Annotated in this window: 19 protein-coding genes and 1 pseudogene; 1 reads left to right on the top strand and 19 read right to left on the bottom strand. The window is 71.3% G+C overall.

Translation table 11 applies throughout. The features are described 5' to 3' along the window. Window positions 1-2 precede the first annotated feature (2 nt). A complete protein-coding gene (locus LJ657_RS06455) occupies window positions 3-3,002 on the bottom strand; it encodes a hypothetical protein (RefSeq protein ID WP_232647279.1) in 3,000 nt (999 codons plus the stop codon). A gap of 270 nt (window positions 3,003-3,272) precedes the next feature. Then, a complete protein-coding gene (locus tag LJ657_RS06460) occupies window positions 3,273-3,410 on the bottom strand; it encodes a hypothetical protein (protein WP_232647280.1) in 138 nt (45 codons plus the stop codon). A gap of 129 nt (window positions 3,411-3,539) precedes the next feature. Here LJ657_RS06460 and LJ657_RS06465 point away from each other — a divergent pair. After that, window positions 3,540-3,723, top strand: a pseudogene (locus tag LJ657_RS06465) (GntR family transcriptional regulator); the annotation flags it as partial. A gap of 612 nt (window positions 3,724-4,335) precedes the next feature. Here the strand turns inward: LJ657_RS06465 and LJ657_RS06470 are convergent. The 17 genes from LJ657_RS06470 to pdhA form a co-directional block, all read right to left on the bottom strand. Next, a complete protein-coding gene (locus LJ657_RS06470) occupies window positions 4,336-5,898 on the bottom strand; it encodes an RICIN domain-containing protein (protein ID WP_232647282.1) in 1,563 nt (520 codons plus the stop codon). Window positions 5,899-6,031: 133 nt separating this feature from the next. After that, window positions 6,032-6,229: a hypothetical protein gene (locus tag LJ657_RS48900; RefSeq protein WP_372487814.1), complete on the bottom strand. Its 198-nt coding sequence runs from the start codon at window positions 6,227-6,229 to the stop codon at window positions 6,032-6,034. A gap of 1,000 nt (window positions 6,230-7,229) precedes the next feature. Further along, window positions 7,230-8,342, bottom strand: a complete 1,113-nt coding sequence (locus LJ657_RS06480) for an ABC-2 transporter permease (RefSeq protein ID WP_232647284.1) — start codon at window positions 8,340-8,342, stop codon at window positions 7,230-7,232. Window positions 8,343-8,422: 80 nt separating this feature from the next. Further along, window positions 8,423-8,977, bottom strand: coding sequence for an SRPBCC family protein (locus tag LJ657_RS06485; RefSeq protein ID WP_232647285.1), 555 nt, complete (start codon window positions 8,975-8,977; stop codon window positions 8,423-8,425). A 52-nt stretch (window positions 8,978-9,029) separates the two neighbouring features. Then, window positions 9,030-10,133 carry a 1,2-phenylacetyl-CoA epoxidase subunit PaaE gene (paaE, locus tag LJ657_RS06490; RefSeq protein WP_232647287.1) on the bottom strand — a complete coding sequence of 368 codons (1,104 nt, stop codon included), beginning with the start codon at window positions 10,131-10,133 and terminating at the stop codon, window positions 9,030-9,032. Continuing rightward, the gene (gene paaD / locus LJ657_RS06495; RefSeq protein ID WP_308117011.1) at window positions 10,130-10,648 is read right to left on the bottom strand and encodes a 1,2-phenylacetyl-CoA epoxidase subunit PaaD; all 519 of its coding nucleotides are present in this window, start codon (window positions 10,646-10,648) and stop codon (window positions 10,130-10,132) included. Before paaD ends, paaE begins: the two co-directional genes overlap by 4 nt. Beyond that, entirely contained in the window at window positions 10,642-11,532 is an 891-nt protein-coding gene (paaC, locus tag LJ657_RS06500; protein WP_232647288.1) for a 1,2-phenylacetyl-CoA epoxidase subunit PaaC, read from the bottom strand. The genes paaD and paaC overlap by 7 nt, the downstream gene beginning before the upstream one ends. Window positions 11,533-11,613: 81 nt before the next feature. Beyond that, window positions 11,614-11,910, bottom strand: a complete 297-nt coding sequence (paaB, locus tag LJ657_RS06505) for a 1,2-phenylacetyl-CoA epoxidase subunit PaaB (RefSeq protein ID WP_232647289.1) — start codon at window positions 11,908-11,910, stop codon at window positions 11,614-11,616. Next, a complete protein-coding gene (gene paaA / locus LJ657_RS06510; RefSeq protein ID WP_232647290.1) occupies window positions 11,907-12,845 on the bottom strand; it encodes a 1,2-phenylacetyl-CoA epoxidase subunit PaaA in 939 nt (312 codons plus the stop codon). The genes paaB and paaA overlap by 4 nt, the downstream gene beginning before the upstream one ends. Window positions 12,846-13,025: 180 nt before the next feature. Then, entirely contained in the window at window positions 13,026-13,841 is an 816-nt protein-coding gene (locus LJ657_RS06515; protein ID WP_232647291.1) for an enoyl-CoA hydratase/isomerase family protein, read from the bottom strand. A 32-nt stretch (window positions 13,842-13,873) separates the two neighbouring features. Further along, complete coding sequence (locus LJ657_RS06520; protein WP_232647292.1) at window positions 13,874-14,740, bottom strand: 3-hydroxyacyl-CoA dehydrogenase family protein; 867 nt, start codon at window positions 14,738-14,740, stop codon at window positions 13,874-13,876. Continuing rightward, window positions 14,737-15,597: an enoyl-CoA hydratase/isomerase family protein gene (locus tag LJ657_RS06525; RefSeq protein ID WP_232647293.1), complete on the bottom strand. Its 861-nt coding sequence runs from the start codon at window positions 15,595-15,597 to the stop codon at window positions 14,737-14,739. Before LJ657_RS06525 ends, LJ657_RS06520 begins: the two co-directional genes overlap by 4 nt. Next, on the bottom strand, window positions 15,594-16,775 hold the full coding sequence (locus LJ657_RS06530; RefSeq protein WP_232647294.1) for a thiolase family protein: 1,182 nt from the start codon (window positions 16,773-16,775) through the stop codon (window positions 15,594-15,596). Before LJ657_RS06530 ends, LJ657_RS06525 begins: the two co-directional genes overlap by 4 nt. Continuing rightward, on the bottom strand, window positions 16,765-18,462 hold the full coding sequence (gene paaN / locus LJ657_RS06535; protein WP_232647295.1) for a phenylacetic acid degradation protein PaaN: 1,698 nt from the start codon (window positions 18,460-18,462) through the stop codon (window positions 16,765-16,767). Before paaN ends, LJ657_RS06530 begins: the two co-directional genes overlap by 11 nt. Before the next feature lie 109 nt (window positions 18,463-18,571). Next, on the bottom strand, window positions 18,572-19,954 hold the full coding sequence (locus tag LJ657_RS06540) for a dihydrolipoamide acetyltransferase family protein (protein ID WP_232647296.1): 1,383 nt from the start codon (window positions 19,952-19,954) through the stop codon (window positions 18,572-18,574). Further along, the gene (locus LJ657_RS06545; protein WP_232647297.1) at window positions 19,951-20,970 is read right to left on the bottom strand and encodes an alpha-ketoacid dehydrogenase subunit beta; all 1,020 of its coding nucleotides are present in this window, start codon (window positions 20,968-20,970) and stop codon (window positions 19,951-19,953) included. The genes LJ657_RS06540 and LJ657_RS06545 overlap by 4 nt, the downstream gene beginning before the upstream one ends. 5 nt (window positions 20,971-20,975) lie before the next feature. Beyond that, the gene (gene pdhA / locus LJ657_RS06550; protein WP_232647298.1) at window positions 20,976-22,097 is read right to left on the bottom strand and encodes a pyruvate dehydrogenase (acetyl-transferring) E1 component subunit alpha; all 1,122 of its coding nucleotides are present in this window, start codon (window positions 22,095-22,097) and stop codon (window positions 20,976-20,978) included. Between the last annotated feature and the right edge of the window lie 29 nt (window positions 22,098-22,126).

Raw genomic sequence — 22,126 nt, forward strand, 5'->3', positions numbered from 1 at the left:
GGTCACTTCACGTCGAACCGGTCGATCACCATGAAGGTGCCGCTGTTCTTGGTGAGGGTGAGGGTGTGCCGTCCGGCCGGCAGACCGCTGACCGTGTAGACGGTCTGCTGGGCGTGGCGGCTGGCGGCGTTGGCGTTGACGGTGCCCTGCGAGGCCCCGTCGAGGGAGACCGCGATCGTGCCCTCGTCGGTGTTGGTCTCGGTGAGCACGTCGATCCCGGTGCCGTTGAAGGTGACGGTGACCGAGTCGCCGTTGACCCCGGTGGCGTGGACGTCGTCCTGGTAGTCGCCGAGGCCGCGGTTGGCGTAGCGGCTCCAGCCTCCGGTGTACGTGATGGAGGGGTAGCTGTCGTCGTAGGTGCCGGTCACCTCGAAGCCGTCCACGGTGGCGAACGAACCGCTGCGCTTGACGACCTGGATGGTGTGACTGCCGACGCTCAGGCCGCTGGTGCTGTAGACGGCCTGCTGCACCTTGCGGGTGGTGGAGGTGGTGTCAAAAAGGCCCTTGGACACGCCGTCGATGAAGACCTCGATCTGGCCCTGGTCGCTGTACTTCTCCCCGATCACCGAGACGCCGGTGCCGGTGAAGGTCAGCGTGGCGGTGGAACCGTTGGCACCGGCGGCGTGCACGTTGTCGTGGAGGTCGCCCAGGCCGCGGTAGCCGCTGGCGCTCCAGGAGCCGGTGTAGGCGATCGCGGTGTCGTCGTCGTCGATCAGGCCGGTCATCGGCCGGTACGCCTGCGTGGGGCCGGCCGCTGCGATGATCGCCTGGGCCGCGGCGGGCCAGGCACCGCCGGAGACGATCGTCGACTGGACAACCGTGGTGTTGGTGGCGTTGCTGCTCCAGTTGGAGCGGTCCGCGAAGTTGTCGTGGATGTTGTTGTCATGGATGGTCGGCGTCCACATGCCGACCCAGTTGCCCGGTCCGAAGCGGATGACGTTGTCGTGGGTGTTCCAGTAGGAACTTCCCTCGTCGTGGTAGATCACCTGGTTGGTGTGGTTGGTCACCTCGAGCAGGTTGCCCGAGACCACGGAGGTGGCGGAGCCGTCTCCGTTGCCCTGGCCGCCGTTGGTGTAGATCGGGCCGCCGTCGTGCAGGACGTTCATCACGTCGTGGACGTGGTTGTTCAGGATCTGGTTGTGGCCGGCGTAGATGGTGCCGTGGCGGCAGATGGTCAGGCCCTGCTTCGCCTGCAGGGCGCAGGCGGAGGCGTAGCCCCAGCCCCAGCCGACAGATATCCCGGAGTAGGCGGTGTGGCCGATGTCGTTGTTCGCGATGGTCAGGTCGCGGGTGTAGCCACCCCAGACACCGACCGCGTCGCGCCAGTCCAGGGCGACGTGCTCGATCGAGTTCTGCGAGATGGTGTCGCCGGTGGTCATCCGGGCGGTGTCGGTGAGGTAGTAGTCGTCGACCTCGCCGGCGTAGACGCCGCCGCCGGAGATGTCGTGGACGAAGTTGCCGGTGACCGAGGTGTTCTGCGTACCGTCGGCGAGGTCGACGCCGCTGCCGCCGGCGTGGGTGATCTCGTTGCGGATGAGGCTGATGTCCGAGCCGCGGTGGATCTGGACGGCCGCCGGGACACGGAGCGGGGCCTGGGTGGCGGCGTCCCACAGCACCCCCGCCTGGTTGTCGATGTAGCCGACGGTCGAGGGCAGATTCCACGTGGTGTAGGCGAAGGTGAGGCCCTGCAGGGTGATGTCGTGGACCGTGGCCATGGTGTCGGGGATGACGGTGAAGCCGTCGATCACCATGAAGCTGCCGCTGGTCTTGACCAGCTTGACGGTGTGCTGCGCCTTGGGCAGCCCGCTCACCGAGGCGATGACCTGCTGGGCGAGCCGGGTGGAGCCGGCCGCGCTCACGCTCTTGGTCTTGGTGCCGTCGACGTAGACGTCGATGCCGCCCTCGTCGCTGTTGACCTCCGACAGCACGTCCAGCCCGGTGCCGGTGAAGGTGTAGCTCACCGAGTCGCCGTTGGTGCTGGTGGCGTGCACGTCGTCGTACAGGTCGCCGAAGTTGCGCCCGGTGGTCGCCGACCATGAGCCGGTGTACGTGGCGTGCGAGTCGTCGTCGTCGACCGGGGCCAGGTGGCCCGGGGTGCCGGCGGCGTCCACCAGCTTCTCCAGGACGGGCAGTTCCACGTCCGCGGTGCTCAGGTCCTCACCGGTGCGCGGCTTGTAGTAGAGGAAGTTCGCCGCGGTGTCCAGGTAGAACTCGCCCTGCTCGTCGAGCAGTTGGTAGGCGTTCTCCACCCAGGTGAGGCCGTCCAGCTTGGGCAGGCCGGCGCCGTTGAAGGGGAAGCCCCGGTTGACCACCGAGGTGTTGTTGTGGTCGAAGCATTTCGGGTCGACGTTGAGGCTGGATCCGCCGCCGCTGGGCACGGTGATGCTCGCCAGGGGGCACCGCATGTGCTTCCAGTCCTTGTCGTACGCGACCTCGATCGAGGAGGCGTTGGTGAACGACGCGTAGGAGGTGTCGCTGGTGGTGAAGCTGGACCCGCTGAGGGTGAAGCCGCCCGGATTGAGCGGGCCGCGGGCGCGCTGTGCGCGCACCCCGTCGACGAACAGCTGGCGGCTCTGTGTGCCGGCCGGCACCGGGGCGCGGTAGATGTTCTTCGCGCTGTCGTACAGCGAGAAACCGGTGATCTCCTTCGCGCCGTTGAGCACCGGCTTCTCGCCCGGGTAGGCGGCGTAGACGACCTTGTGACCGTTCTTCCCGGAGTCCGAGGGCCCGAGGGTGAACGCCTGCGTCAGCCGGTAGGTCCCGCCGCGCAGATACACGTCGATGTCCGTGGCCATACCGGAGACCAGTCCCTGCACCTTGGTCTTGACGCCGTCCAGGCTGCAGGGTGCGCTGATCGTGCAGGTGTCGCCCGAGCCGGTGGGCGCCGCGTACAGAAGGGTGGGAGTGGCGGCGGCCGCGGGGGTGGGTGCGACGACCGCGGCGCACAGCAGGGCGACGAGCACACCGAGGCATCCGGTGGCTCTTGGGCGGGACAGCGGCATTGATGCTCCTTCAGGTACGGATCCCAACGATATAGATCCGATGATTGCCTGGTTGAAATGTGGCGTGGTGGGTGGTGTGGAGTTGCCCATCCGCTGGGAGGGCTGGGTTGTGGGTGGCCCGTCGGCGCGAGGATTGCGGGCTGAAGGAGGTGCATGGAGCGGGGTGGACGTGCGGCGCGGTCTGGATCGGCCGGTGGCAGGGTCAGGCTGTGTGGACCTGGCCAGAGATTCATCGGATCTCTGATGGTTGTCAGGGAGGTTACGGTGACATCACCGGCGCGAGCAATAGGGGAGCGCCATGAGAATGGCCGTGCAGTCGCCACCGAGCCTCCAGATCTGCACGTCGGCGTTGCCGGCGGCGGAGGTGATCTGGTGGGCGGTGCCGTCGTCGTCCTTGAACAGAGGCATGTCGCGGGGGCGCGGGGGCGTCGGCCGGCGAGGATCCAGTCGAGCGGAAAGCCGCACAGCTCGGCTTCCTTGGGCAGCCAGGGGCAGCTCTCCCCGTCGGACAGACCACCGCGTTCGGGGTCGTAGTTGCGGCAGTCCAGTGCCATCGGGATACACGACACACTCGGCGCCCATTCCGAGGCCGCCGTCGAGGAGCACGCCGCCGTCCAAGAAGCCGTACGTGACGCCGGAAGCGGCGGCCCGGGCCACCGCCCTGCACCTCGACAGGACGCTTGAGGACTACCGACAGGAAATCCAGCGGGGAGTATTCGGATGGCGGGGAGGGCGGTCTGACTCCCTCTGCCTGACCTGTGCGCTGCGCATCCATCCGATACATGTCGGATTGGGCAGACGGCCCCGGCGGAACTGCCGGCGGGACTGTTGCCAGCAGGCTGCTCGCCATGGCTTTCGGGGGGCGCTTCTGGGCCTGAGAGGTCATGGAGCGCTTCGGTGTGCGGAGATGTGCCGGCGGTGGTCCCACAACATCCTCTCGGCGGGGCCCCGGGTCCCCGGGTTGCTGACCTCCGCCTCCCAGGTTGCAGGGCAAGGATCGGCCACGTCCTCCGCCGCCTGCCGGCGGGCGGCCTGCCAGCGGACTCCCCGTCAATTCCCAGCTTTCTCCCCGCGTTTCCCCTGGCGTGCAGGTCAGAGTCGATCCGGGCGCGGCACGAGGGCGTGGGAGCGACCGGGAACCGCCCCCACCGACCCCCACCGCCCGAGGAATCCATGACGCACACCAGCCGGCCGTTGCCCCTCGGCAGGCCGACCTGGTCGACGTTGATTCCTACGGATCTGCCGCCGACGCTGCGGCGCTGTGTTCGCCAGCGAGTCCGTCGGGACAACCGTGCCGGGGGCTCCACCGAGCCCCCGGCACGACGTCTCCTCGCTACTGCCGGCTCCATTTCTGGTTGGTGCCGCCGTTGCAGGTCCACAGCTGGACGGGTGCGCTGTTGGCGGTGGAGGCGTCCTTGACGTCCAGGCACAGCCCGGACTGGACGCTGGTGACGGTGCCGTCGCCGTTGAGGTTCCACTGCTGGTTGCTGCCGCCGGTGCAGTCCCAGATCACGACCTTGGTACCCGGGGAGGTCCCCCATCGGTCGGCGTCCAGGCACTTGTTCCCGTAGACCCGCAGCTCTTTGGCGGAGGTGGCGGTCCACTGCTGGTTGGTGCCGCTGTTGCAGTTCCAGATCTCGGTCTGCACGCCGTTGGCGGTGCTCGCGCCGGGCACGTCCAGGCAGCGGTTGGAGCCGGCGCCGCGCAGTACGTTGCCGCTTCCGCCGCCCGGGTTGGTGCCGGTGCCCCAGCCCCACTGGAGGCGGTCGAGGCCGGACTGGTTGGTGACGGTCAGGGACAGGTTGGTGCCGCTGCCGTTCAGGGAGGTGATGGCGCAGGAGGCGTTGTCGCAGGGCCCGGGGCCCTGCGTCTGGTTGGCTTCCTTGACGCCGGTCCACAGGACGGTACCGATGCCGAGGCTGCGGGCGGTGTCGGTGATGGCGTAGAGGAACGAGATGTTGTTGGTGCCGTCCTTGGGACCGTTGTAGTTGACGCCGGTGGTCATCGGGTCGCCGAACTCGGTCACCACGGCGCGGTCGGCATAGCCGCACAGGTTGCCGGTGAACTCCTTGACCCAGTCGGCCTCGGTGCTGTGGGAGACGCCGAACATGCTGTACGTGTGGATGGACAGCAGGGTGCCGGACAGCCGGGAGTCGGAGCCCACGCCGCACAGACTCGCGTCGCCCCACAGGCCGGGGACGATCACGTGGTCACGGGGCAGGCTGGGGTAGTGCGCCAGCCAGTCGGCCTCGAAGTCGGTCAGGTCGGTGGAACTGTACGCCCAGGGCTCGTTCATGATGTCGAAGTAGAAGTTGGAGTGCCCGCCGTACTTGTTGATCATCGTGTCCCACATCTGGTAGAAGGACGCGGTGTCGCTGACCTTCCCGTTCTGCAGCCACGGGGCGACGATGACCTTCATGCCCAGGGCGGTGGCGGCGTCCAGCGTCGCGGTGTAACTGCCCCACCAGGCTCCCGAGGTGGTCGCCGCGTTGAATCCCATGCGGACGGTGTTGGCCCCCAGGCCCTGGAAGCCCTTGAGTATGGCCGTGGACTTCGTGTACACGGTGGCGTAGTCGTCCGACTCCGACAGGCCGACGGGGATGTTGGGGCCGGTGATGAAGTTGTCGTTGGGATCTGCCCAGTTCACTCCGCGGAACTGGCTGGTGCCCGAGGCCGCCGCGGCGGTCTGCGCCGGGGTGGCGGCCCGGGCGGTGCCGCCGGTCAGTAGTCCCAGCAGCGCCAGGGCCGTGGCCGCCGAGCCGGCGATCAGGCGCTGGGCGGTACGGAGGCGTCTGCCGACGCCCTGCCGGCTTTCCGGGCCGGCGGGAGCGTTCGCCTGCTCACCGGTCCCTGGATTTTCCCGGTGGCGGAGTGGACCCTTTGTCACGCTGTTCACGAAGTTCTCCTTGCGACGTTGGGGGGAGACTTTTCGGCATCTGTCGGCACCACGCCGGTGCCTGTCACGGGTGGTGCCGCCGCCTGGTCCGGAGAGCGGCACCACCTGCTTCGCCCTGCGGATCACCGTGGGATCAGCCCAGGGTCGCCCGTGCTGTCCCGGCGGCCGTCGTGGCGCCGACCAGCGCGCAACCGTCGAGCACGGCTGCGGCCCCGACGCGTGCCCATCGCGCCGTCGGGCGGACGTGCGGGCCCGCGGCGGGGCCGCAGCGGGTCACCCGGTTGCCCGCCTTGTCGCGAGCTCCGCCCAGGAAGTTGTTGTACGGCCACACCGAGGGGTAACCACTCCGCCGCCGCCGGGTGCTGGTCCACCGACGCCCACGTGGGCGAGTACGACGACGGGGCCGCCTGCGCCTTCGCCGTACCGAGTGTGAGATCCGCCGTCACGGTGACGACACCGGCGGCACGCGACAGGAACACACGCCTGCTGATCGTCATAGCGGAACCCTTCGTCGATTCACGTCGAGGATCGTGGAAGACAAAACGCCCGAACCGCACCCCTCATGTTCCAACTGCTGTGTTGCCTTATGTTCGATTCTGCCTGTCGCGCCGCAACGCTTGCCGGCGAGAGGCTCGCCGCTGGTGGCGGCGATCGCGGAAAGCTATAGATGGGATGAATGCTGCGAGGGAAGCCTCGGCGATCGGTACAGTGCGGCTCTGTATCCGGCTCGCTGAGGCCGTGGGAGAGCTTGCCCTGAACGAACCAGCCGGTCAAGAGGCGCCGCACACAACTACCGGGACACACATGGGATGTGTCGCTTACTCATGCGTTCGTGACTCAATGCCTGTGCCGAGTTACGAAGAGGGCTGCCGAGACCCTTGACTGTTCGGTTCTGGAGTAGTCCTCTGATGCTCGCGTTTGATTGTGCGCCATCTTGATTGAGTGCGGTGGCCTGTTGGCCGAGACCGGCCCGGCGCCGATGGCCGGCCGCGTTGACCGTGAGGCACTGGCGGCCGCGCTCCTCGTCGGAACGTCCGCGACGCAAGCACGGCTGGAACGAGCACGGCTACGACGCGAACTGGTTCCCGCAACTGCGCAGCGCCCTCGACAGCAACGGCTGCGGCAGCGTGCAGATCGTCGCCGCCGACGCGTCGGCACGACCCCCAGGCCGCCGGCGACCTCACGGCATTGCTGGGCCGACGGGCGTCCGCGCGAGTACGGGCAACAGGGGTCTGGATGCAGTCGGTGTGGCCGCCGCGGCCAGTGCCACCGCAGCGGTTCCACTCAACGGGCGGGGCCGGGTTGCGGGCTTTGAGCAGGTGGGCCGTGAGTCAGGCGGTGGGGGAGGGTTCGAGGGGCAGCTCGGGTTCCGCGGTGGTCGCGTCGACATGCACGCGTTCGCGCCACCAGGACGCCGCCCAGGCCAGCACCGCACCACCCACCGCATAGGCTCCGAGCACCCAGAGCGCCTGTGTGATGGCGTGGCCCGAGAAGTACACGGTGTTGCGGACAAGGGTGGTGCCGGCGCCCGGCGGCAGGGCCTGCCCGATGGTGCTCCAGAACGACGGGAGCAGCGGTGCCGGATAGACACCGCCGGAGCTGGGATTGCCCAGCACCACGAAGAGCAGGATGACCACGCCGGTGCCCAGCAGGCCCAGCAGGGTCTGCAGGGCGAGCGCGGTGGCCGCCGAGGCGAGGACGACCAGGGTGCCGATGCCGCTCAGGGCCCAGAAGTGACCGCCGAGCGCGTCGAACACGGGTCCCACGATGGCCGCTCCGGCGATCCCCGACACGGCCGCGTACAGCACGAGGACGGCGAGGCGGATCAGGGTGCGGTGCCGGCTGGCGGGCCGGGAACCCGCCGCCATTCCCATGATCGTCGCGGTCAGGTAGCCGCCGATCACCCAGCCAAGCACGAGGTAGAAGGACGTCATGCCGCGCCCGTCTCCGGAGTTCGGGGAGCGGATGTCGGTGACGGTGATCTGCCGCTTCTGAGCCGCCTCGATCTTCTGGGCGATCTGGGTGGCGGTCTGCGACACCGACGGCCCACCCGCCGAGGCGACCAGGAGGGTGTCCTTGGTGCCGGTCGCATCGAAGAGGAAGGCGGCATCCGTCTTCCGCGTGAGGACCCACTGCCGGGCGGCCGCGGGGCTCGGTGCCGCCGTGGCCTCCACCGGCGCGCCGTCCAGGGAGTTGAGCTGGGCCACGATCTTCGCGGACACCTGCTGCGGAGCGGCGACCGCCACCGGTATCCGGTGCGGCGTGGGCGAGTGGAAGGCCCCGACGTAGGACACGACGAAGGCGAGCTGGACCAGCAGACCGCCGAGCACGAGCCCGAAGGCCCGGAGCGTGATGGCGTCCTTGAACTCGGCTGCGAAACCGGGGGACTTCGCGACGGGTTCGGTGGCGGATTCGCCGGAAGACCGGCGGGAAGGCGCGTTCACGGGCGCATGATCGCACAGCCGGATGAACTCACCATCTGGCTTCACCGGGACCGGCGCGATGCTGCCGCCGTCCCCCCGGGCTACGCCGAGATCCAGTGAGGTGTCTGGGCGGCGCGTTCGGCCAGTGCCTTGACGCCGTGCAAGGTGGCTTCCATGTTGCCGCGCAGCTCGGTGATCCGGAAGGCCACTATCTCCTCCTCCCGATCGGGCGTGCCCTCGATCGCCAGGGTGACCCCTGAGCGGCCGGGGCCCATCCGGGCGAGGTGCCGCAGCCTGGTGCCGGCCCCGTCGGGCGCCAGCTCGAAGCGCCACGTGGCCAGCGGGTGCGAGGGGAGGCGCGACGGGGTGCCGAACCGGCCGTCCTCATCGACGACCGCCCAGCAGAACACCCGCTGCTCCTCCAGTTCGACGACGTGCGAGACGGTCCGCCACTCGCCGAGCAGGCGGTGGCGGGCGTACCCCGCGAAGCGCGCCCCCACCGCGGGCTCCTCCACGCCGCCGAGCCACTCCACGCGCTGCAGTTCAGGGCTCAGGCGGGCAGGCAGGGCGATGTCGGTCACCAGGCTCCACACGCGCGACGGCGCCGCTTCCACGTAGACCTCGCAGGACAGGCTCGGAACTTCGGCGTACCGCACGGGCTTACCTCCTCGACGGGCCGGGTCCGGCCTCGATTCTCAACTTCGGATCTCAACTGTCGAAGTCGACCGTCAGGGTGTCGGAGACGGCATGGGTCTGGCAGGTGAGGACGTAGCCCGCGGAGACCTCGGCCGGTTCCAGGGCGTAGTTGCGGCGCATGTCGGCGTCGCCGGCGGTGACGACGGCGCGGCAGGTTCCGCAGACGCCGCCCTTGCACGCGAACGGCAGGTCGGACCGGGCCTGTTGGGCACCGTCGAGGATGCTGCGGCGGCGTGGCGCGGTGAACGTGGTCGCCCGGCCGTCGAGGACCACGGTGACCTCGCTCGTCGGACCTCGGCCGGTCGTGTCTTCGCGGTCGGCGGTGGTTGCCGCGGGCGGCTCCTCGTCCGCGTGGAACAGTTCCTGGTGGACGCGGTCCGCCGGGACGCCGAGCCCGGTCAGGAGCACGCGGGTGTCGCGCACCAGGCCGTGCGGGCCGCACAGCCACCAGTGGGCGACCTCCCGGATGTCGAGGAGAGCGTCCAGCAGAACGGTGAGCCGCGCTGTGTCGAGGCGGCCGGAGAGTGACTCGGCCTCGCGCGGCTCGCGGGACAGGACGTGTGCGAGCTGGAAACGGGCCGGGTACCGGTCCTTCAGGTCGGCGAGTTCGTCCGCGAACATCACGGTGCCGGTGCGCCGGTTGCCGTACAGGAGCGTGACGCGCGCGTCCTCGTCCGCGGCGAGGACGGAGGCGGCGATGGACAGCATCGGTGTGATGCCGGACCCGGCGGCGACGAGGACATGGTGGCCGAGGCCGCCGGCACCGGCCAGGTCCGGGGTGAACGCCCCGGCCGGGGCCATGACCTGCAGGGTGTCCCCGGGGCGTACACCGTGCACGAGCCAGGAGGAGAACAAGCCGCCCGGTACCACCCGGACGCCGATGCGCAGCGCCGTACCGGCCGGTGAGCAGATCGAGTACGAGCGCCGCTCGTCGCGGCCGTCGATCTCGCGGCGCACGGTGAGGCACTGACCTGGCCGGAACGCGAAGTCGGCCGCCAGGCGGTCGGGGACTTCGAAGGTGAGGGCAGCCGCGTCGGCGCACAGCGGTTCCACGGCGGACACCCGCAGGGCGTGGAAGCCGGGGCGAGGGCGGGACCGAACGGGGGAGATGGTCATGGCAGGTCCTTGACGTGGGGGAACGGCTCCCGGCAGCTACGGCAGCGCCGAAGTGCCGTGCAGGCGGTGGCGGCGAAGCGCGAGATCTCCTCGGTGTCGGCCGAAGCACAGCGCGGGCAGGGAACCTCGGGTGGCCCGCTGGTCAGTCTCAGCCAGGTCCGGGCCGGTGCCGGACCCGGCGCGCCGCGTGGGCCGGGCGGTGCGATGCCGTGTTCCGCCAGCTTGCGGCGGCCCTCGTCGGTGATCCGGTCGGTGCTCCACGGCGGGTCGAGCACCGTGACCACCCGTACGTCGGTGAAGCCGGCGGCCAGCAGCCGGGCCGTCACCTCGGCACGCATCTCGGCCACGGCGGGGCAGCCCGCGTACGTCGGGGCGAGTCGTACGACGACGGTTCCCTCCGGCGCCACCTCGACGCCGTGCAGCACCCCGAGGTCGGCGAGCGTCAGCATCGGCAGTTCGGGGTCGGGGACCTCGGCGGCGATCCGCGACGCCCGCTCCGGCGACGCCGTCACCACGACGCGTCCGGGTGGGCGCGGGCGACGCTCTGCAACTCGGCGAGGAGGGGCGCCAGGTGCGGGGTGTGCCGTCCGTTCCTCCCGGAGCCCGGGACCGGGGGCGCCGGCGTTTCGAGCGGGGACACGTCGTCGGACCGGTCCAGCCCGGCATCGGCCAGCACGTGGAACAGTTCGAGGCGGGTCCGCGCGGCGACGGCGGCCGGGTCCGCGCCCTGGCGCGCGGCCGCACGGTCCGTCAGCAGCTCGTCCAGCCAGGGGGCGAGGGCGTCCAGCGCGGCCCGCATCCGTCCGGCGGACTCGCCGGTGCCGTCACCGAGCCGCACCGTCCACTCGGCGGCCCAACGGCTGTGGTAGGCAAGCTCCTTGGCGCTCTTGGCCGCGATCGCGGCCAGCACCGGGTCGGGTGCGGCGGCGAGCGCCTCGCACACGGCCAGCCGCCAGACGGACAGCACCAGCAGCCGGGCGACGGTGAACGCGAAGTCGCCGCCCGGAAGTTCGGCGAGGCGTACGTTGCGGAAGTCCTCCGGGTAGCGGAAGTAGGCGTAGGCGTCCTCGCCACGGCCCGTGCCGTCGGCCCGGCCCGCCCTCGCGTACAGCAGACGGGCCTGGCCGAGGAGGTCGAGACCGATGTTGGCCAGCGCCAGTTCCTCCTCCAACTCCGGGGCGCGGGTGCACCATTCGGCCAGCCGCTGCGCGGACACCAGGGCGTCGTCGCCGAGTGCCAGACAGCAGGCGGCCAGGTCCTCCGCGTCGACGCCGTCGGGCACCGACTGGTCGACGCCGTGCAGCGGGTCGGTGAACCCGGTGCCGAACGCCCACCGCGCGCCGTCGCCGTCGACGTAGAGGTCGTCCTCGCCGTCGACGTGCAGGTCCTCGTCGGTCATGTGCTGCTCCTGGATGTTCCTGTGGATGTGCCTGTAGCCGTGCCTGGGGACTGCCGGACGCCCCTAGATGTCCGGACGCCCCTAGATGTGCGGGACGTCGTCGGGGATGTCGTAGAAGGTGGGGTGGCGGTAGACCTTGTCGCCGCTGGGCGCGAAGAAGGGGTCCTTCTCGTCCGGCGCGGAGGCGGCGATGGTGTCCGAGCGCACGGCCCAGATGCTCACGCCCTCGTTGCGCCGGGTGTAGAGATCGCGGGCGTGCAGCAGGGCCATCTCGTCGTCGGCGGCGCGCAGGGAGCCCACGTGGACGTGGTTGAGCCCGCGCTTGCCGCGGACGAACACCTCGTACAGCGGCCAGTCGCCTCTGCTCGTCGTGCTCATGCCGCTCTTCCTTCCCGTAGCCGGGCCGTCCGCCTGGCCGCGTGCGCTGCGGCTGCCCGCCGTACCCAGGCGCCCTCCTCGTGCGCGGCCCGGCGACGGGCGAGCCGCTCGGAGTTGCACGGTCCGTCACCGGAGACGACCCGCTTCAGCTCGTCCCAGTCGGGGGCGGAGAAGTCGTGGTGGCCGCGCTCCTCGTTCCAGCGCAGGCCCGGGTCGGGCAGGGTGACGCCCAGCTTCCGCGCCTGCGGGACGGTCATGTCGACGAAGCGCTGTCGCAGGACGTCGTTGGAGTGCCGCTTGATCCTCCAGGCCATGGAACGCGCCGAGTTGGGGGAGTCGTCGTCGGGCGGGCCGAACATCATCAGGGACGGCCACCACCAGCGGTCGACGGCCTCCTGCACCATGACGCGCTGTTCGTCGGTGCCGCGCATCATGGTCAGCAGCAGTTCGTAGCCCTGCCGCTGGTGGAAGGACTCCTCCTTGCAGACGCGGACCATGGCGCGTCCGTACGGGCCGTACGAGGTGCGGCACAGCGGGACCTGGTTGCAGATGGCCGCCCCGTCCACGAACCAGCCGATCACCCCGACGTCGGCGAAGGTGCGGGTGGGGTAGTTGAAGATCGAGGAGTACTTCTGGCTGCCGTCGATCAACCGCTCGGTCAGGTCGGTGCGGTCGGCGCCGAGGGTCTCGGCCGCCGAGTAGAGGTAGAGCCCGTGCCCGGCCTCGTCCTGCACTTTGGCGAACAGGATCGCCTTGCGGCGCAGCGAGGGCGCCCGGGTGATCCACTCGCCCTCCGGCTGCATGCCGATGGCCTCGGAGTGGGCGTGCTGGGCGATCTGCCGGACGAGCGTGGCCCGGTAGGCGACGGGCATCCAGTCACGGGGCTCGATCCGCTGGTCACGGGCGATGGTGTCCTCGAACACGGACATGTTCATGGAGGCGGGTGCCTCTTTCACATCTGTCCCTTCTGTCTCTTCTGTCTCTTGCATGGATGTCCTTCACGGGTGCGGCTCATGGGTGGATGGTCATGGCCGACGGGTCATGGGTGGTGGGGAGTGGCCGGCGGGTCACGGGTGGTGGGTAGTAGCGGGTGGCGGGCCGTGGGTGACGGGTGGTCAGCGGCCGCGGAAGACCGGGCCGCGCCGTTCGAGGAAGGCGGTGACGGCCTCGCGGTGGTCGTCGGTGGCGCCGAGCCGCCGCTGGACGACGGACTCGCGCTCCAGCGCCGCCGGCAGGGCCGTGGTGGCCGCCGAACGCAGCAGCGCCTTGGTCTCCCGGAGCGCGGCGGTGGGTCCGGAGGCGAGCGCGCGGGCCAGGACCACGCCCTCGGCGGCGGCCGAGCCGTCCGCGACGACGCGGTGCACCAGCCCCCACTGCTCGGCGTCCCGCGCGGAGAAGGTGTCGCCGAGCAGCATGAGTCCGGAGGTGCGGGAGGGGCCCAGCTGCCGGGCCAGGGCGCGGGCCACGCCCGAGTCCGAGGCGAGAGCGATACCGCCGAACGCGGTGCCGAAGCGGGCGCTCTCGGCCGCCACGCGTACGTCGGCGCAGAGCGCGAGGCCCAGTCCGGCGCCGACACAGGAGCCCTCGACCGCGACGACGAGCGGGATCGGCAGCGCGTGCAGCTCCTTCACCAGCGGGTTGAAGTGCTCCGGGATGTTGGCGAAGGCGGTGCCGGGCGAGTCCTTCAGCAGGCGGGCGTGCTCCTTGAGGTCCTGGCCGACGCAGAAGTTCCGGCCGCGGGCGGTGATCAGGGCCGCCCGCACCTCGCGCCGGGCGTCCGTGGTCAGCCGCCGTGCGGCCTTGAGGAGGGCGTTGCGCATGTGTGCGTCAAGCCCGTTGCCGCTCGCGCGTCCGCGCAGTTCGATCACGGCCACGGCGCCGGTGACCTCGTACGACACACCGTGCGACGTCGGTGTTGCACTCACTGCCATCGGTGTCTCGCTCGCTGTCGGCGGCCTTTCGTTCACTTCCATTGGTAGAACCCCTGACCGGTCTTGCGGCCCAGCTCACCGCGGGCGACCTTCTCCCGCAGCAGCCGTGGCGGTGCGAACCGCTCGCCGAGCGTCGAGTGCAGGTGTTCCGCGATGGCGAGGCGTACGTCGAGTCCCACCACGTCCGTCAGCCGCAGGGGGCCCATCGGGTGCCGGTAGCCGAGGCGCATGGCCGTGTCGATGGCCTCCGGGTCGGCGACGCCTTCCTCGACCATGCGGATCGCCTCGAGGCCGAGGGCGAGGCCGAGGCGGCTGCTGGCGAACCCGGGCGAGTCCTTGACGACGACCTCCTGTTTGCCGAGGGCGTGGGTCCAGCGGACGGCCGCGGCCAGGGTCGCCTCGGTCGTGCCTGGAGCCAGGACCAGTTCGACGAGGGCGGAGACGGGCACGGGGTTGAAGAAGTGCATCCCCAGGAAGCGCCCGGGACGCCCCAGGGCCGCCGCGAGTCCGGTGACGGACAGGGAACTGGTGTTGCTGGCCAGCACGCATCCGTCGTGCACGGCGGCCTCGGCGGCGGCGAGCAACTCGGCCTTGAGGGACGCGTCCTCGAAGACGGCCTCGACCACCAGGTCGGCATCGTAGGGAAGTTGGGCGATCGATGAGACGACGGTGACGCGGTCCGGCACTCCGAGGTCCGGCGGCCCGCCGAGCGTCCCCCGCTCGGCCGCCTGCCGAAGTCCCGCGGTGACCCGCTCCATTGCCGTGGCCGCCGCGGAACCGTCGCGCTCCACGACCACCACGCGCGACCCGGCAGCCGCGAACGACTGGGCGATACCTGCGCCCATGCGACCGCCGCCGACGACCCCCACCACGGGGGGTGGTGCTGCTGCCGAGGTCATGCCCGGCCTCCCTTCTTCTCCAGGAAGCGCGTCATGCGCTCCTGTTTGTCGGGGCTCTCGAACAGCACCGCCTGGGCGAGGTCGTCGGCCACGGGATGAGCTCCCGAGGCGTCGGTGACGAGCTTCGTGAGCCGCAGGGCGAGCGCCGAGGAGCGGGCCATCCGGTCGAGCAGCGCGTGGGCCTCGGCAGCCAGCCGGTCCGTCGGTACGACCTCCATGACCAGCCCGCACGCGAGTGCGGTCCGGGCGTCGAGGGTGCGCCCGGCGAGCAGGACCTGCTTGGCCACCGACTCGCCCACCAGTTCGCGCAGCCGCCAGCACGCACCGGCGGCGGCGAGGATGCCCAGGCCCGGTTCGGGATTGCCGAAGACCGCGTTCGGATCGGCGATCCTGAGATCGCAGGCGTACGCCAGCTCGGCGCCACCGCCCAGCGCCCAGCCGGGCACGGCGGCCACCGTGGGCAGCGGCAGCCTGCGTACCCGCTCGAACAGGCGGCTGTTGATCCCCTCCAGCGCCTCGTCCCGGCCGCGCCGCCGCAGTTCCCCGATGTCGGCACCGCCGGCGAAGACCCCCTCGTGCCCGGTGAGCAGGAGAAGCTTCGGTGCCCGCTCCAACTCATCGCACACACGGTGCAGTTCGGCGATCATGCGGCCGTTGATGGCATTGCGGGCGGCGGGCCGGCGCAGCGTGACGACCACCCGGTCCGTGTGCTTCTCGACCGACAGCGTCTCGTACGACGGCTTCCCGTCCGACGATTTCTCGTACGACGTCTCCTCGTACGACGGTTTTCCGTACCGCGGGTGCACGGGCGGCGGAGTCGCCGGCGTCTCCGACGAGCCCTTCTCGCGCGTGTTCATACGCGTTCCACGAGCATGGCCACGCCCTGTCCGACCCCGACGCAGAGGGTCGCCAGGCCTCGCCGGCCGCCCTCCCGTTCCAGTCGGCCCAGCAGGGTGAGCAGGACGCGGGCGCCGGAGCAGCCGAGGGGGTGGCCGAGGGCGATGGCGCCGCCGTCGGCGTTGACGCGGTCCGGGTCGAGCTTCAGCCGGTGCATGACCGCGAGGGCCTGGGCGGCGAAGGCCTCGTTGAGCTCGATCGCGTCGAGGTCCGCGGCCGTCCAGCCAGCCCGCTCCAGGGCCTTGGCGGTGGCCGGTACCGGCCCGAGCCCCATCAGGTGGGGCTCGACCCCGGCAGAGGCGGCGGTGACGACCCGGGCCCGGGGAGTCAGCCCGTGGCGCTCCACCGCCGCCCCGCTCGCCACCACGAGGGCGGCGGCCCCGTCGGACAGCGGCGAGGAGTTGCCCGCCGTGACGACGCCGCCCGTGCGGAAGGCGGTGCGCAGACCGCTCAGCTTCTCCAACGTGGTGGTCGGGCGCGGCCCTTCGTCCTCGGTCACCTCACCGTCCGCCACCGGCACCGGGACGATCTCCGTCGCGAAGCGGCCCGCCATCCGCGCGGCCACCGCCCGCCGGTGGCTGCGCAGCGCGAAGGAGTCCGCGTCCAGGCGGCTGATGCCCTCCAGGGCGGCCACCTCCTCGGCGGTCTCGCCCATCGACAAGGTCGTCGTCGCGGGGAAGCGGGCGTTGGTGAAGCGCCAGCCGAGCGAGGTGTCGTGGACGTCGCCGGGCCGGGACCAGGGTGTGCCCGGCTTGGCCATCACCCAGGGCGCCCGGGTCATGGACTCGACCCCGCCGGCCACGACCAGATCGGCCTCGCCCGCTCGTATCGCCTGCGCGGCGGACGCGACGGCCGTGAGCCCCGAGGCGCACAGCCGGTTGACGGTGTATCCGGGCACGGTGTGCGGAAGTCCCGCCAGCAGTACGGCCATCCGCGCGACGTCCCGGTTGTCCTCACCGGCCTGGTTCGCGGCGCCGAGGATCACCTCGTCCACGGAGCCGGCCGGGGCTCCGGCGCGTCGCACGGCCTCGCCGACGACGAGCGCGGCCAGGTCGTCGGGGCGCACGGAGGCCAGCGCCCCGCCGTAGCGGCCCTGCGGGGTACGGGCCCCGTCGATCAGATAGACCTCATCGGACATCGGCGTGCTCCTGGGCGGGGGCGTGACGGCGGGACTGGAGGACGGCGAACCGGCCGGTGACGAACGCCGGGTCGGTCAGGGTCGCGTTGGCGGCCGGGTTGGCCGATGTGCCGTGGAAGTCGCTGAAGGCGGCGGACTGGTTGGGGAACACCTCGCCGGTCAGGTTCTCCGACAGGTGCACACCCGCCTCCAGAGCCGTCGCACGCGCCGCCGTCAGGACGTCCTCGCCGGTCGCGTACACGCAGGCGGTGAGCGCGCCGTGGCTCCGTACGGTGTCGTGCAGGACGCGCAGGGAGTGCGCGGTGTCGTCGGTGGCGATGACGAAGGAGACCGGCCCGAACCACTCGCTCGTGTAGGTCTTCTCGTCGGCCTCGGCGTCGAGCCGGGCCACCAGCGGGGTGCGGACGACGGCGTCCGGGTGGCCGGGGTGTGTCACGGCCCGCGTGGGATGGGCGGTACGGCCCAGTGCTGCCGCCTCCTCCAGGCCCGCGAGGACCGAGTCGTTGACGATCGCGCCGAGGGTGGCGGTGGCGCGGGCCGTGTCGCCGAGCAGGTCGTCCAGCGCGGAGCCCAGATCGGCGGCGAACTCGTCGGCCGTACGCGGCCCTTGGTCCGTGGGGAACCCGTCGCGGGGCACCAGGATGTTCTGCGGGGTGGTGCACATCTGCCCGCTGTAGAGCGACAGCGAGAACGCGAGGTTGCGCAGCAGCCCGGCGTAGTCGTCGGTGGAGTCCACGACGACGGTGTTGAGCCCCGCCTTCTCCGTGTGCACGGCGGCCTGGCGGGCGTTGGTCTCCAGCCAGTCGCCGAACTCGCTGGAACCGGTGAAGTCCACGATCCGTACGTCGGGGTGGGTGGCCAGGGCGGGAGCGGTGCGCTCCTCGGGCAGTGAGGCGGCCAGCAGCACCACGTCCGGGTCGAAGCCGGCCTCCGCCAGCACCTCACGGGCGATCCGTACGGTGATCGCCAGCGGCAGCACGGCCCGCCGGTGCGGCTTGACGATCACCGGGTTGCCCGTGACCAGGCTCGCGAAGAAGCCCGGATAGCCGTTCCAGGTGGGGAAGGTGTTGCAGGCGACGAGCACGGCCACGCCCCGGCCGACCGGCGTGCAGGTCTTGTCCATGACCAGCGGTCCGCCCCGCCGCCGGGGCTTGCTCCAGCGCGCGGTGGCCGGATGGCGCCGCTGCGCCTCCCAGGCGTACGCCACCGCTTCGAGGCCGCGGTCCTGGGCGTGCGGGCCGCCCGCCTGGAAGGCCATCACGAAGGGCTGGCCGGTGGTGTGCTGGACGGCGTGCGCGATCTCGAAGCTCGCAGCGTTGAGGCGGGCCAGGATCTCGGCCGCCACGCCGGCCCGGACGTCGGGGCTCGCCGAACGCCACGCCGGAGCCGCGGACCTGGCTGTCGCCACGGCGGCCTCGGGCGCCAGATGCGGGTAGCTGATGCCGAGGGGGAAGCCGTACGGCGACACCTCCGTGGCCGGGACGGTGCCGGTGGTGGGGTGCCCGTCGATCGGGAACGGGCGGTCGAGGAGGGCGCGGAAAGCCGCCTCGCCCGACTCCGGCGCTCCGGCCCCGTACGCCGAGGCGCTGGGGATTTCCGGATACGGCGTCCAGTAGCCGCGGTCGGTGGTGCGGGCCGCGGCCTGTTCGAGCAGGTCCGCGTGGCGGGCGTGGAAGGTTGATGACATGAGAGCTCCAGGCCGAACGTTCGGTCGGTTGGTGGGTGGGGTGCGCCCAGGTGTGGTGGAACAAAAAGCGTGGTGCAGCAAAAAGGTGGTGCGGCCAAGAAGAGGTTGATCAGATGTCGGCGAGCAGGACTGCCGGGCGTTCCACGCAGTCGGCCACGAAGCGCAGGAAACCGCCGGCGGTGCCGCCGTCGCAGACCCGGTGGTCGAAGCTGAACGACAGCTGTGTGACCTTGCGGACGGTGAGCGCGCCGTCCACCACCCAGGGCTTGTCGACGATGCGGCCCACACCGAGGAGCGCCGCCTCCGGGTGGTTGATGATGGGCGTGGAGCCGTCGACGCCGAACACGCCGTAGTTGTTGAGGGTGAAGGTGCCGCCGGTCAGCCGGTCGGGCGGCAGGCTTCCGGTCCGGGCCAGTTCGGTCAACCGGGCCAGCTCCGCGGCCAGTTGGACCGTCGTGAGCCGGTGGGCGTCCCGGACGACGGGGACGACGAGACCGCGGTCGGTCTGGGCGGCGAAGCCCAGGTGCACCTCGTCGAAGCGCAGGATCTCCCGGCGCTCGGTGTCGACGGTCGAGTTGAGCTCGGGGTAGCGGCGCAGACCGGCGACACAGATCCGGGCCAGCAGGGCCAACAGGCCGACGCGGCGGCCGGGTTCGGCGGCCTCCAGCGCCTTCTTGGCCTGCAGCAGGCCGGTCGCGTCCACGTCGACCCAGGTGGTGGCGTCGGGGATCTCGGTGCGGCTGCGGGTGAGCTTGTCCGCGACGGCCTTGCGGACGCCTCGCAGCGGGATGCGGACTGGGCCGCCGGGGGCGGGCTCCAGGGTGGGTTCCGGGGAGGGGCCCGGGGTCGGTTCCGGGGAGGGGCCCGGGGTCGGTTCCGGGGAGGGGCCCGGGGTGGGTTCCGTCGTGGTCGGTGTCTGTCGGGCGGCGGCCTGTTCCACGTCCCCCCGCAGGACGACCCCGGCCGGTCCCGAAGGTGCCAGCGCGGCGAGGTCGATGCCGTGGTCCCGGGCCAGCCGCCGGACGAGGGGCGAGATGACGCGGGGAGCATGCGCCTGCGCGACCGGCGCGGGTGCGGGCGTCTCCGGTGCGGTGGCCGTTCGTCGGCGGCGCCGGCGCGACGCCGGTTCGTGCCCGGTGCCGTAGCCGATCAGAACGTTGCCGGAACCGGCCTGCTCCTCCTCGCGGTACCGCTCGGCGGCCGGCTCCGGGACGGCCGTCTCCGGTGCCGCGGGTGCCGCCGCTCCCACCGTGATCAGCGGTTCGCCCACCCCCAGCGGCGTTCCCGCCTCCGCGTGCAGCCGCAGCACCGTGCCCGCGTACGGCACCGGCACCTCGACCACGGCCTTGGCGGTCTCCACCTCGACCACGATCTGGTCGATCGACACGGTGTCGCCGACGGCGACCTTCCACTCGACGATCTCGGCGTCGGTGAGCCCCTCGCCGAGGTCGGGCAGCCGGAACAGCTGCTCGTTCAGCGTCGCGGCGCTCATGCGACCGCTCCCTTCACGAGGTGCCGGGTGTCCGGCTCGTCGGCGAACTGCAGACGGTCGACGGTGTCGAGGATCCGGTCGACGCCGGGAAGGTGCGCGTGCTCCAGCTTCGGCGGCGGATACGGAATGTCGAAGCCGGCCACCCGCAGCACGGGAGCGGCGAGCGAGTGGAAGCAGCGCTCCTGCACCCGGGCGGCGATCTCCGCGCCGACCCCGGCGAAGCCCTGCGCCTCCTGCACGACCACGCAGCGGCCGGTCCTGCGCACCGACTCGCTGACCGTCCCGTCGTCGAAGGGCACCAGGGTCCGCAGGTCCACGACCTCCAGCTCGATGCCGTCCTCCGCGGCGGCCTCGGCGGCGGCCAGCGCCACCGGGACCGACGGACCGTAGGCGACGAGGGTGGCGTCACACCCCGCCCGCCGGATCGCCGCCCGCCCGAACGGCAGCGCCCCGCGCGTCTGCAGGTCGGTGTCCTCGCGCGACCAGTACAGCTTCTTCGGCTCCAGGAACACCACCGGGTCGGGGTCGGCCACCGCGTCCCGCAGCAGCCAGTACGCGTCCTCGGCCGTGGCCGGGGTGACGACCTTGAGGCCCGGCGTGTGCGCGTAGTAGGCCTCGCTGGAGTCGCAGTGGTGCTCGACTCCGCCGATCCCGCCCGCGTAGGGGATGCGGATCACCATCGGCAGGCCGATCCGGCCGCGGGTGCGGTTGCGCGTCTTGGCGACGTGCGAGGCGATCTGCTCGAACGCCGGATAGGCGAACGCGTCGAACTGCATCTCCACCACGGGCCGAAAGCCGCCCATCGCCATGCCGACCGCCAGGCCGACGATGCCGGCCTCCGCGAGTGGGGTGTCGAAGCAGCGCTGCTCGCCGAAGTCGCGGGTCAGCCCGTCGGTGATGCGGAACACCCCGCCGAGCGGGCCGACGTCCTCGCCGAAGACGAGGACCCTCTCGTCCTCGCGCAGCGCGTCGCGCAGGGCGGTGTTGAGCGCCTGCGCCATCGTGACCTTGGCCATGGTCGTCAGTCCTCCTGGGCCTGGGCGGATTCGGCGAGCTCGGCCGCCAACTGGGCACGCTGCTCGTGTAGCTGGGGGGTCGGCTCGGCGTAGACGTGGTCGAACAGCTCCAGCGGGTCCGGCACGGAGTCCGCGTTCATGCCGGCGCGCACCCGGGCCGCCAGCTCCTCGGCCTCCTCCCGCAGCGCCGCCACGTCCTCGTCGGTGAGCGCCTCGCGCGAGCGCAGGTACGCCTCCAGGCGGTCGACCGGGTCGGCGGCCCGCCACTGGTCGACCTCGCCTTCCTCCCGGTAGCGGGTGGCGTCGTCGGCGTTGGTGTGCGCGTCCATGCGGTAGGTGTGCGCCTCGACCAGGACGGGGCCGTGACCGGCGCGGGCGTGCTCGACGGCCGAGGTCAGCACCGCCAGCACCGCGACCAGGTCGTTGCCGTCGACCTGCTCGGAGCGCACCCCGTAGCCGATGCCCTTGTACGCCAGGGCGGGCGCCGCGGTCTGCCGGGCCAGGGGCACGGAGATCGCGTACTTGTTGTTCTGCACGAAGAACACGACCGGAGCGCGGAAGACGGCCGCGAAATTCAGCGCCTCGTGGAAGTCGCCCTCGCTGGTCGCCCCGTCCCCGACGAGCGCCATCGCCACGCCGTCCTCGCCCTTGCGGCGAAGGGACTCGGCCATGCCCGTCGCGTGCAGCACCTGGGTGGCCAGCGGGGTGCACTGGGGAGCGACACGGGTGGTGGCGGGGTCGTAGCCGCAGTGCCAGTCGCCGCGCAGCAGCGTCAGGACCTCGACCGGGTCGATGCCACGGGTCACCAGGGCGACGGAGTCGCGGTAGGTCGGAAACAGCCAGTCGTCCGGGCGCAGCGCGAGCACGGCGCCGATCTGGCAGGCCTCCTGACCACGGCTGGAGGGGTAGACCGCGAGGCGGCCCTGCTTGGTGAGGGCGGTCGCCTGGGTGTCGAACCTGCGGCCCAGGACCATGCGCCGCCAGGCGTCGAGCAGGGTCTCGGCCTCGGGCTCGGTGTAGCCGGCCGGTGGCTTCGCGACGGGTGTGCCGTCCTCGGCCACGAACCGCACCGGCGTCAGGGACGGCAGGAGGCCCTGGACCGTCTGGCGGAGGCTCTTCACAGACATGGAGGGCACTCGCTTTCTCTGGACACTTG

Origin of the sequence: Streptomyces guryensis, assembly GCF_021261325.1 — a bacterium.
Taxonomy (GTDB): Bacteria; Actinomycetota; Actinomycetes; order Streptomycetales; family Streptomycetaceae; genus Streptomyces; species Streptomyces guryensis.

What these genes read in the sequence shown, in the direction of transcription:
- LJ657_RS06455 (WP_232647279.1), bottom strand. Translation starts at nt 3,002, where the DNA reads ATGCCGCTGTCCCGCCCAAGAGCCACCGGATGCCTCGGTGTGCTCGTC.
- LJ657_RS06460 (WP_232647280.1), bottom strand. Translation starts at nt 3,410, where the DNA reads ATGCCTCTGTTCAAGGACGACGACGGCACCGCCCACCAGATCACCTCC.
- paaE (WP_232647287.1), bottom strand. Translation starts at nt 10,133, where the DNA reads ATGACCATCTCCCCCGTTCGGTCCCGCCCTCGCCCCGGCTTCCACGCC.
- paaC (WP_232647288.1), bottom strand. Translation starts at nt 11,532, where the DNA reads ATGACCGACGAGGACCTGCACGTCGACGGCGAGGACGACCTCTACGTC.
- paaB (WP_232647289.1), bottom strand. Translation starts at nt 11,910, where the DNA reads ATGAGCACGACGAGCAGAGGCGACTGGCCGCTGTACGAGGTGTTCGTC.
- paaA (WP_232647290.1), bottom strand. Translation starts at nt 12,845, where the DNA reads ATGAACATGTCCGTGTTCGAGGACACCATCGCCCGTGACCAGCGGATC.
- LJ657_RS06515 (WP_232647291.1), bottom strand. Translation starts at nt 13,841, where the DNA reads ATGGCAGTGAGTGCAACACCGACGTCGCACGGTGTGTCGTACGAGGTC.
- LJ657_RS06520 (WP_232647292.1), bottom strand. Translation starts at nt 14,740, where the DNA reads ATGACCTCGGCAGCAGCACCACCCCCCGTGGTGGGGGTCGTCGGCGGC.
- LJ657_RS06525 (WP_232647293.1), bottom strand. Translation starts at nt 15,597, where the DNA reads ATGAACACGCGCGAGAAGGGCTCGTCGGAGACGCCGGCGACTCCGCCG.
- LJ657_RS06530 (WP_232647294.1), bottom strand. Translation starts at nt 16,775, where the DNA reads ATGTCCGATGAGGTCTATCTGATCGACGGGGCCCGTACCCCGCAGGGC.
- paaN (WP_232647295.1), bottom strand. Translation starts at nt 18,462, where the DNA reads ATGTCATCAACCTTCCACGCCCGCCACGCGGACCTGCTCGAACAGGCC.
- LJ657_RS06540 (WP_232647296.1), bottom strand. Translation starts at nt 19,954, where the DNA reads ATGAGCGCCGCGACGCTGAACGAGCAGCTGTTCCGGCTGCCCGACCTC.
- LJ657_RS06545 (WP_232647297.1), bottom strand. Translation starts at nt 20,970, where the DNA reads ATGGCCAAGGTCACGATGGCGCAGGCGCTCAACACCGCCCTGCGCGAC.
- pdhA (WP_232647298.1), bottom strand. Translation starts at nt 22,097, where the DNA reads ATGTCTGTGAAGAGCCTCCGCCAGACGGTCCAGGGCCTCCTGCCGTCC.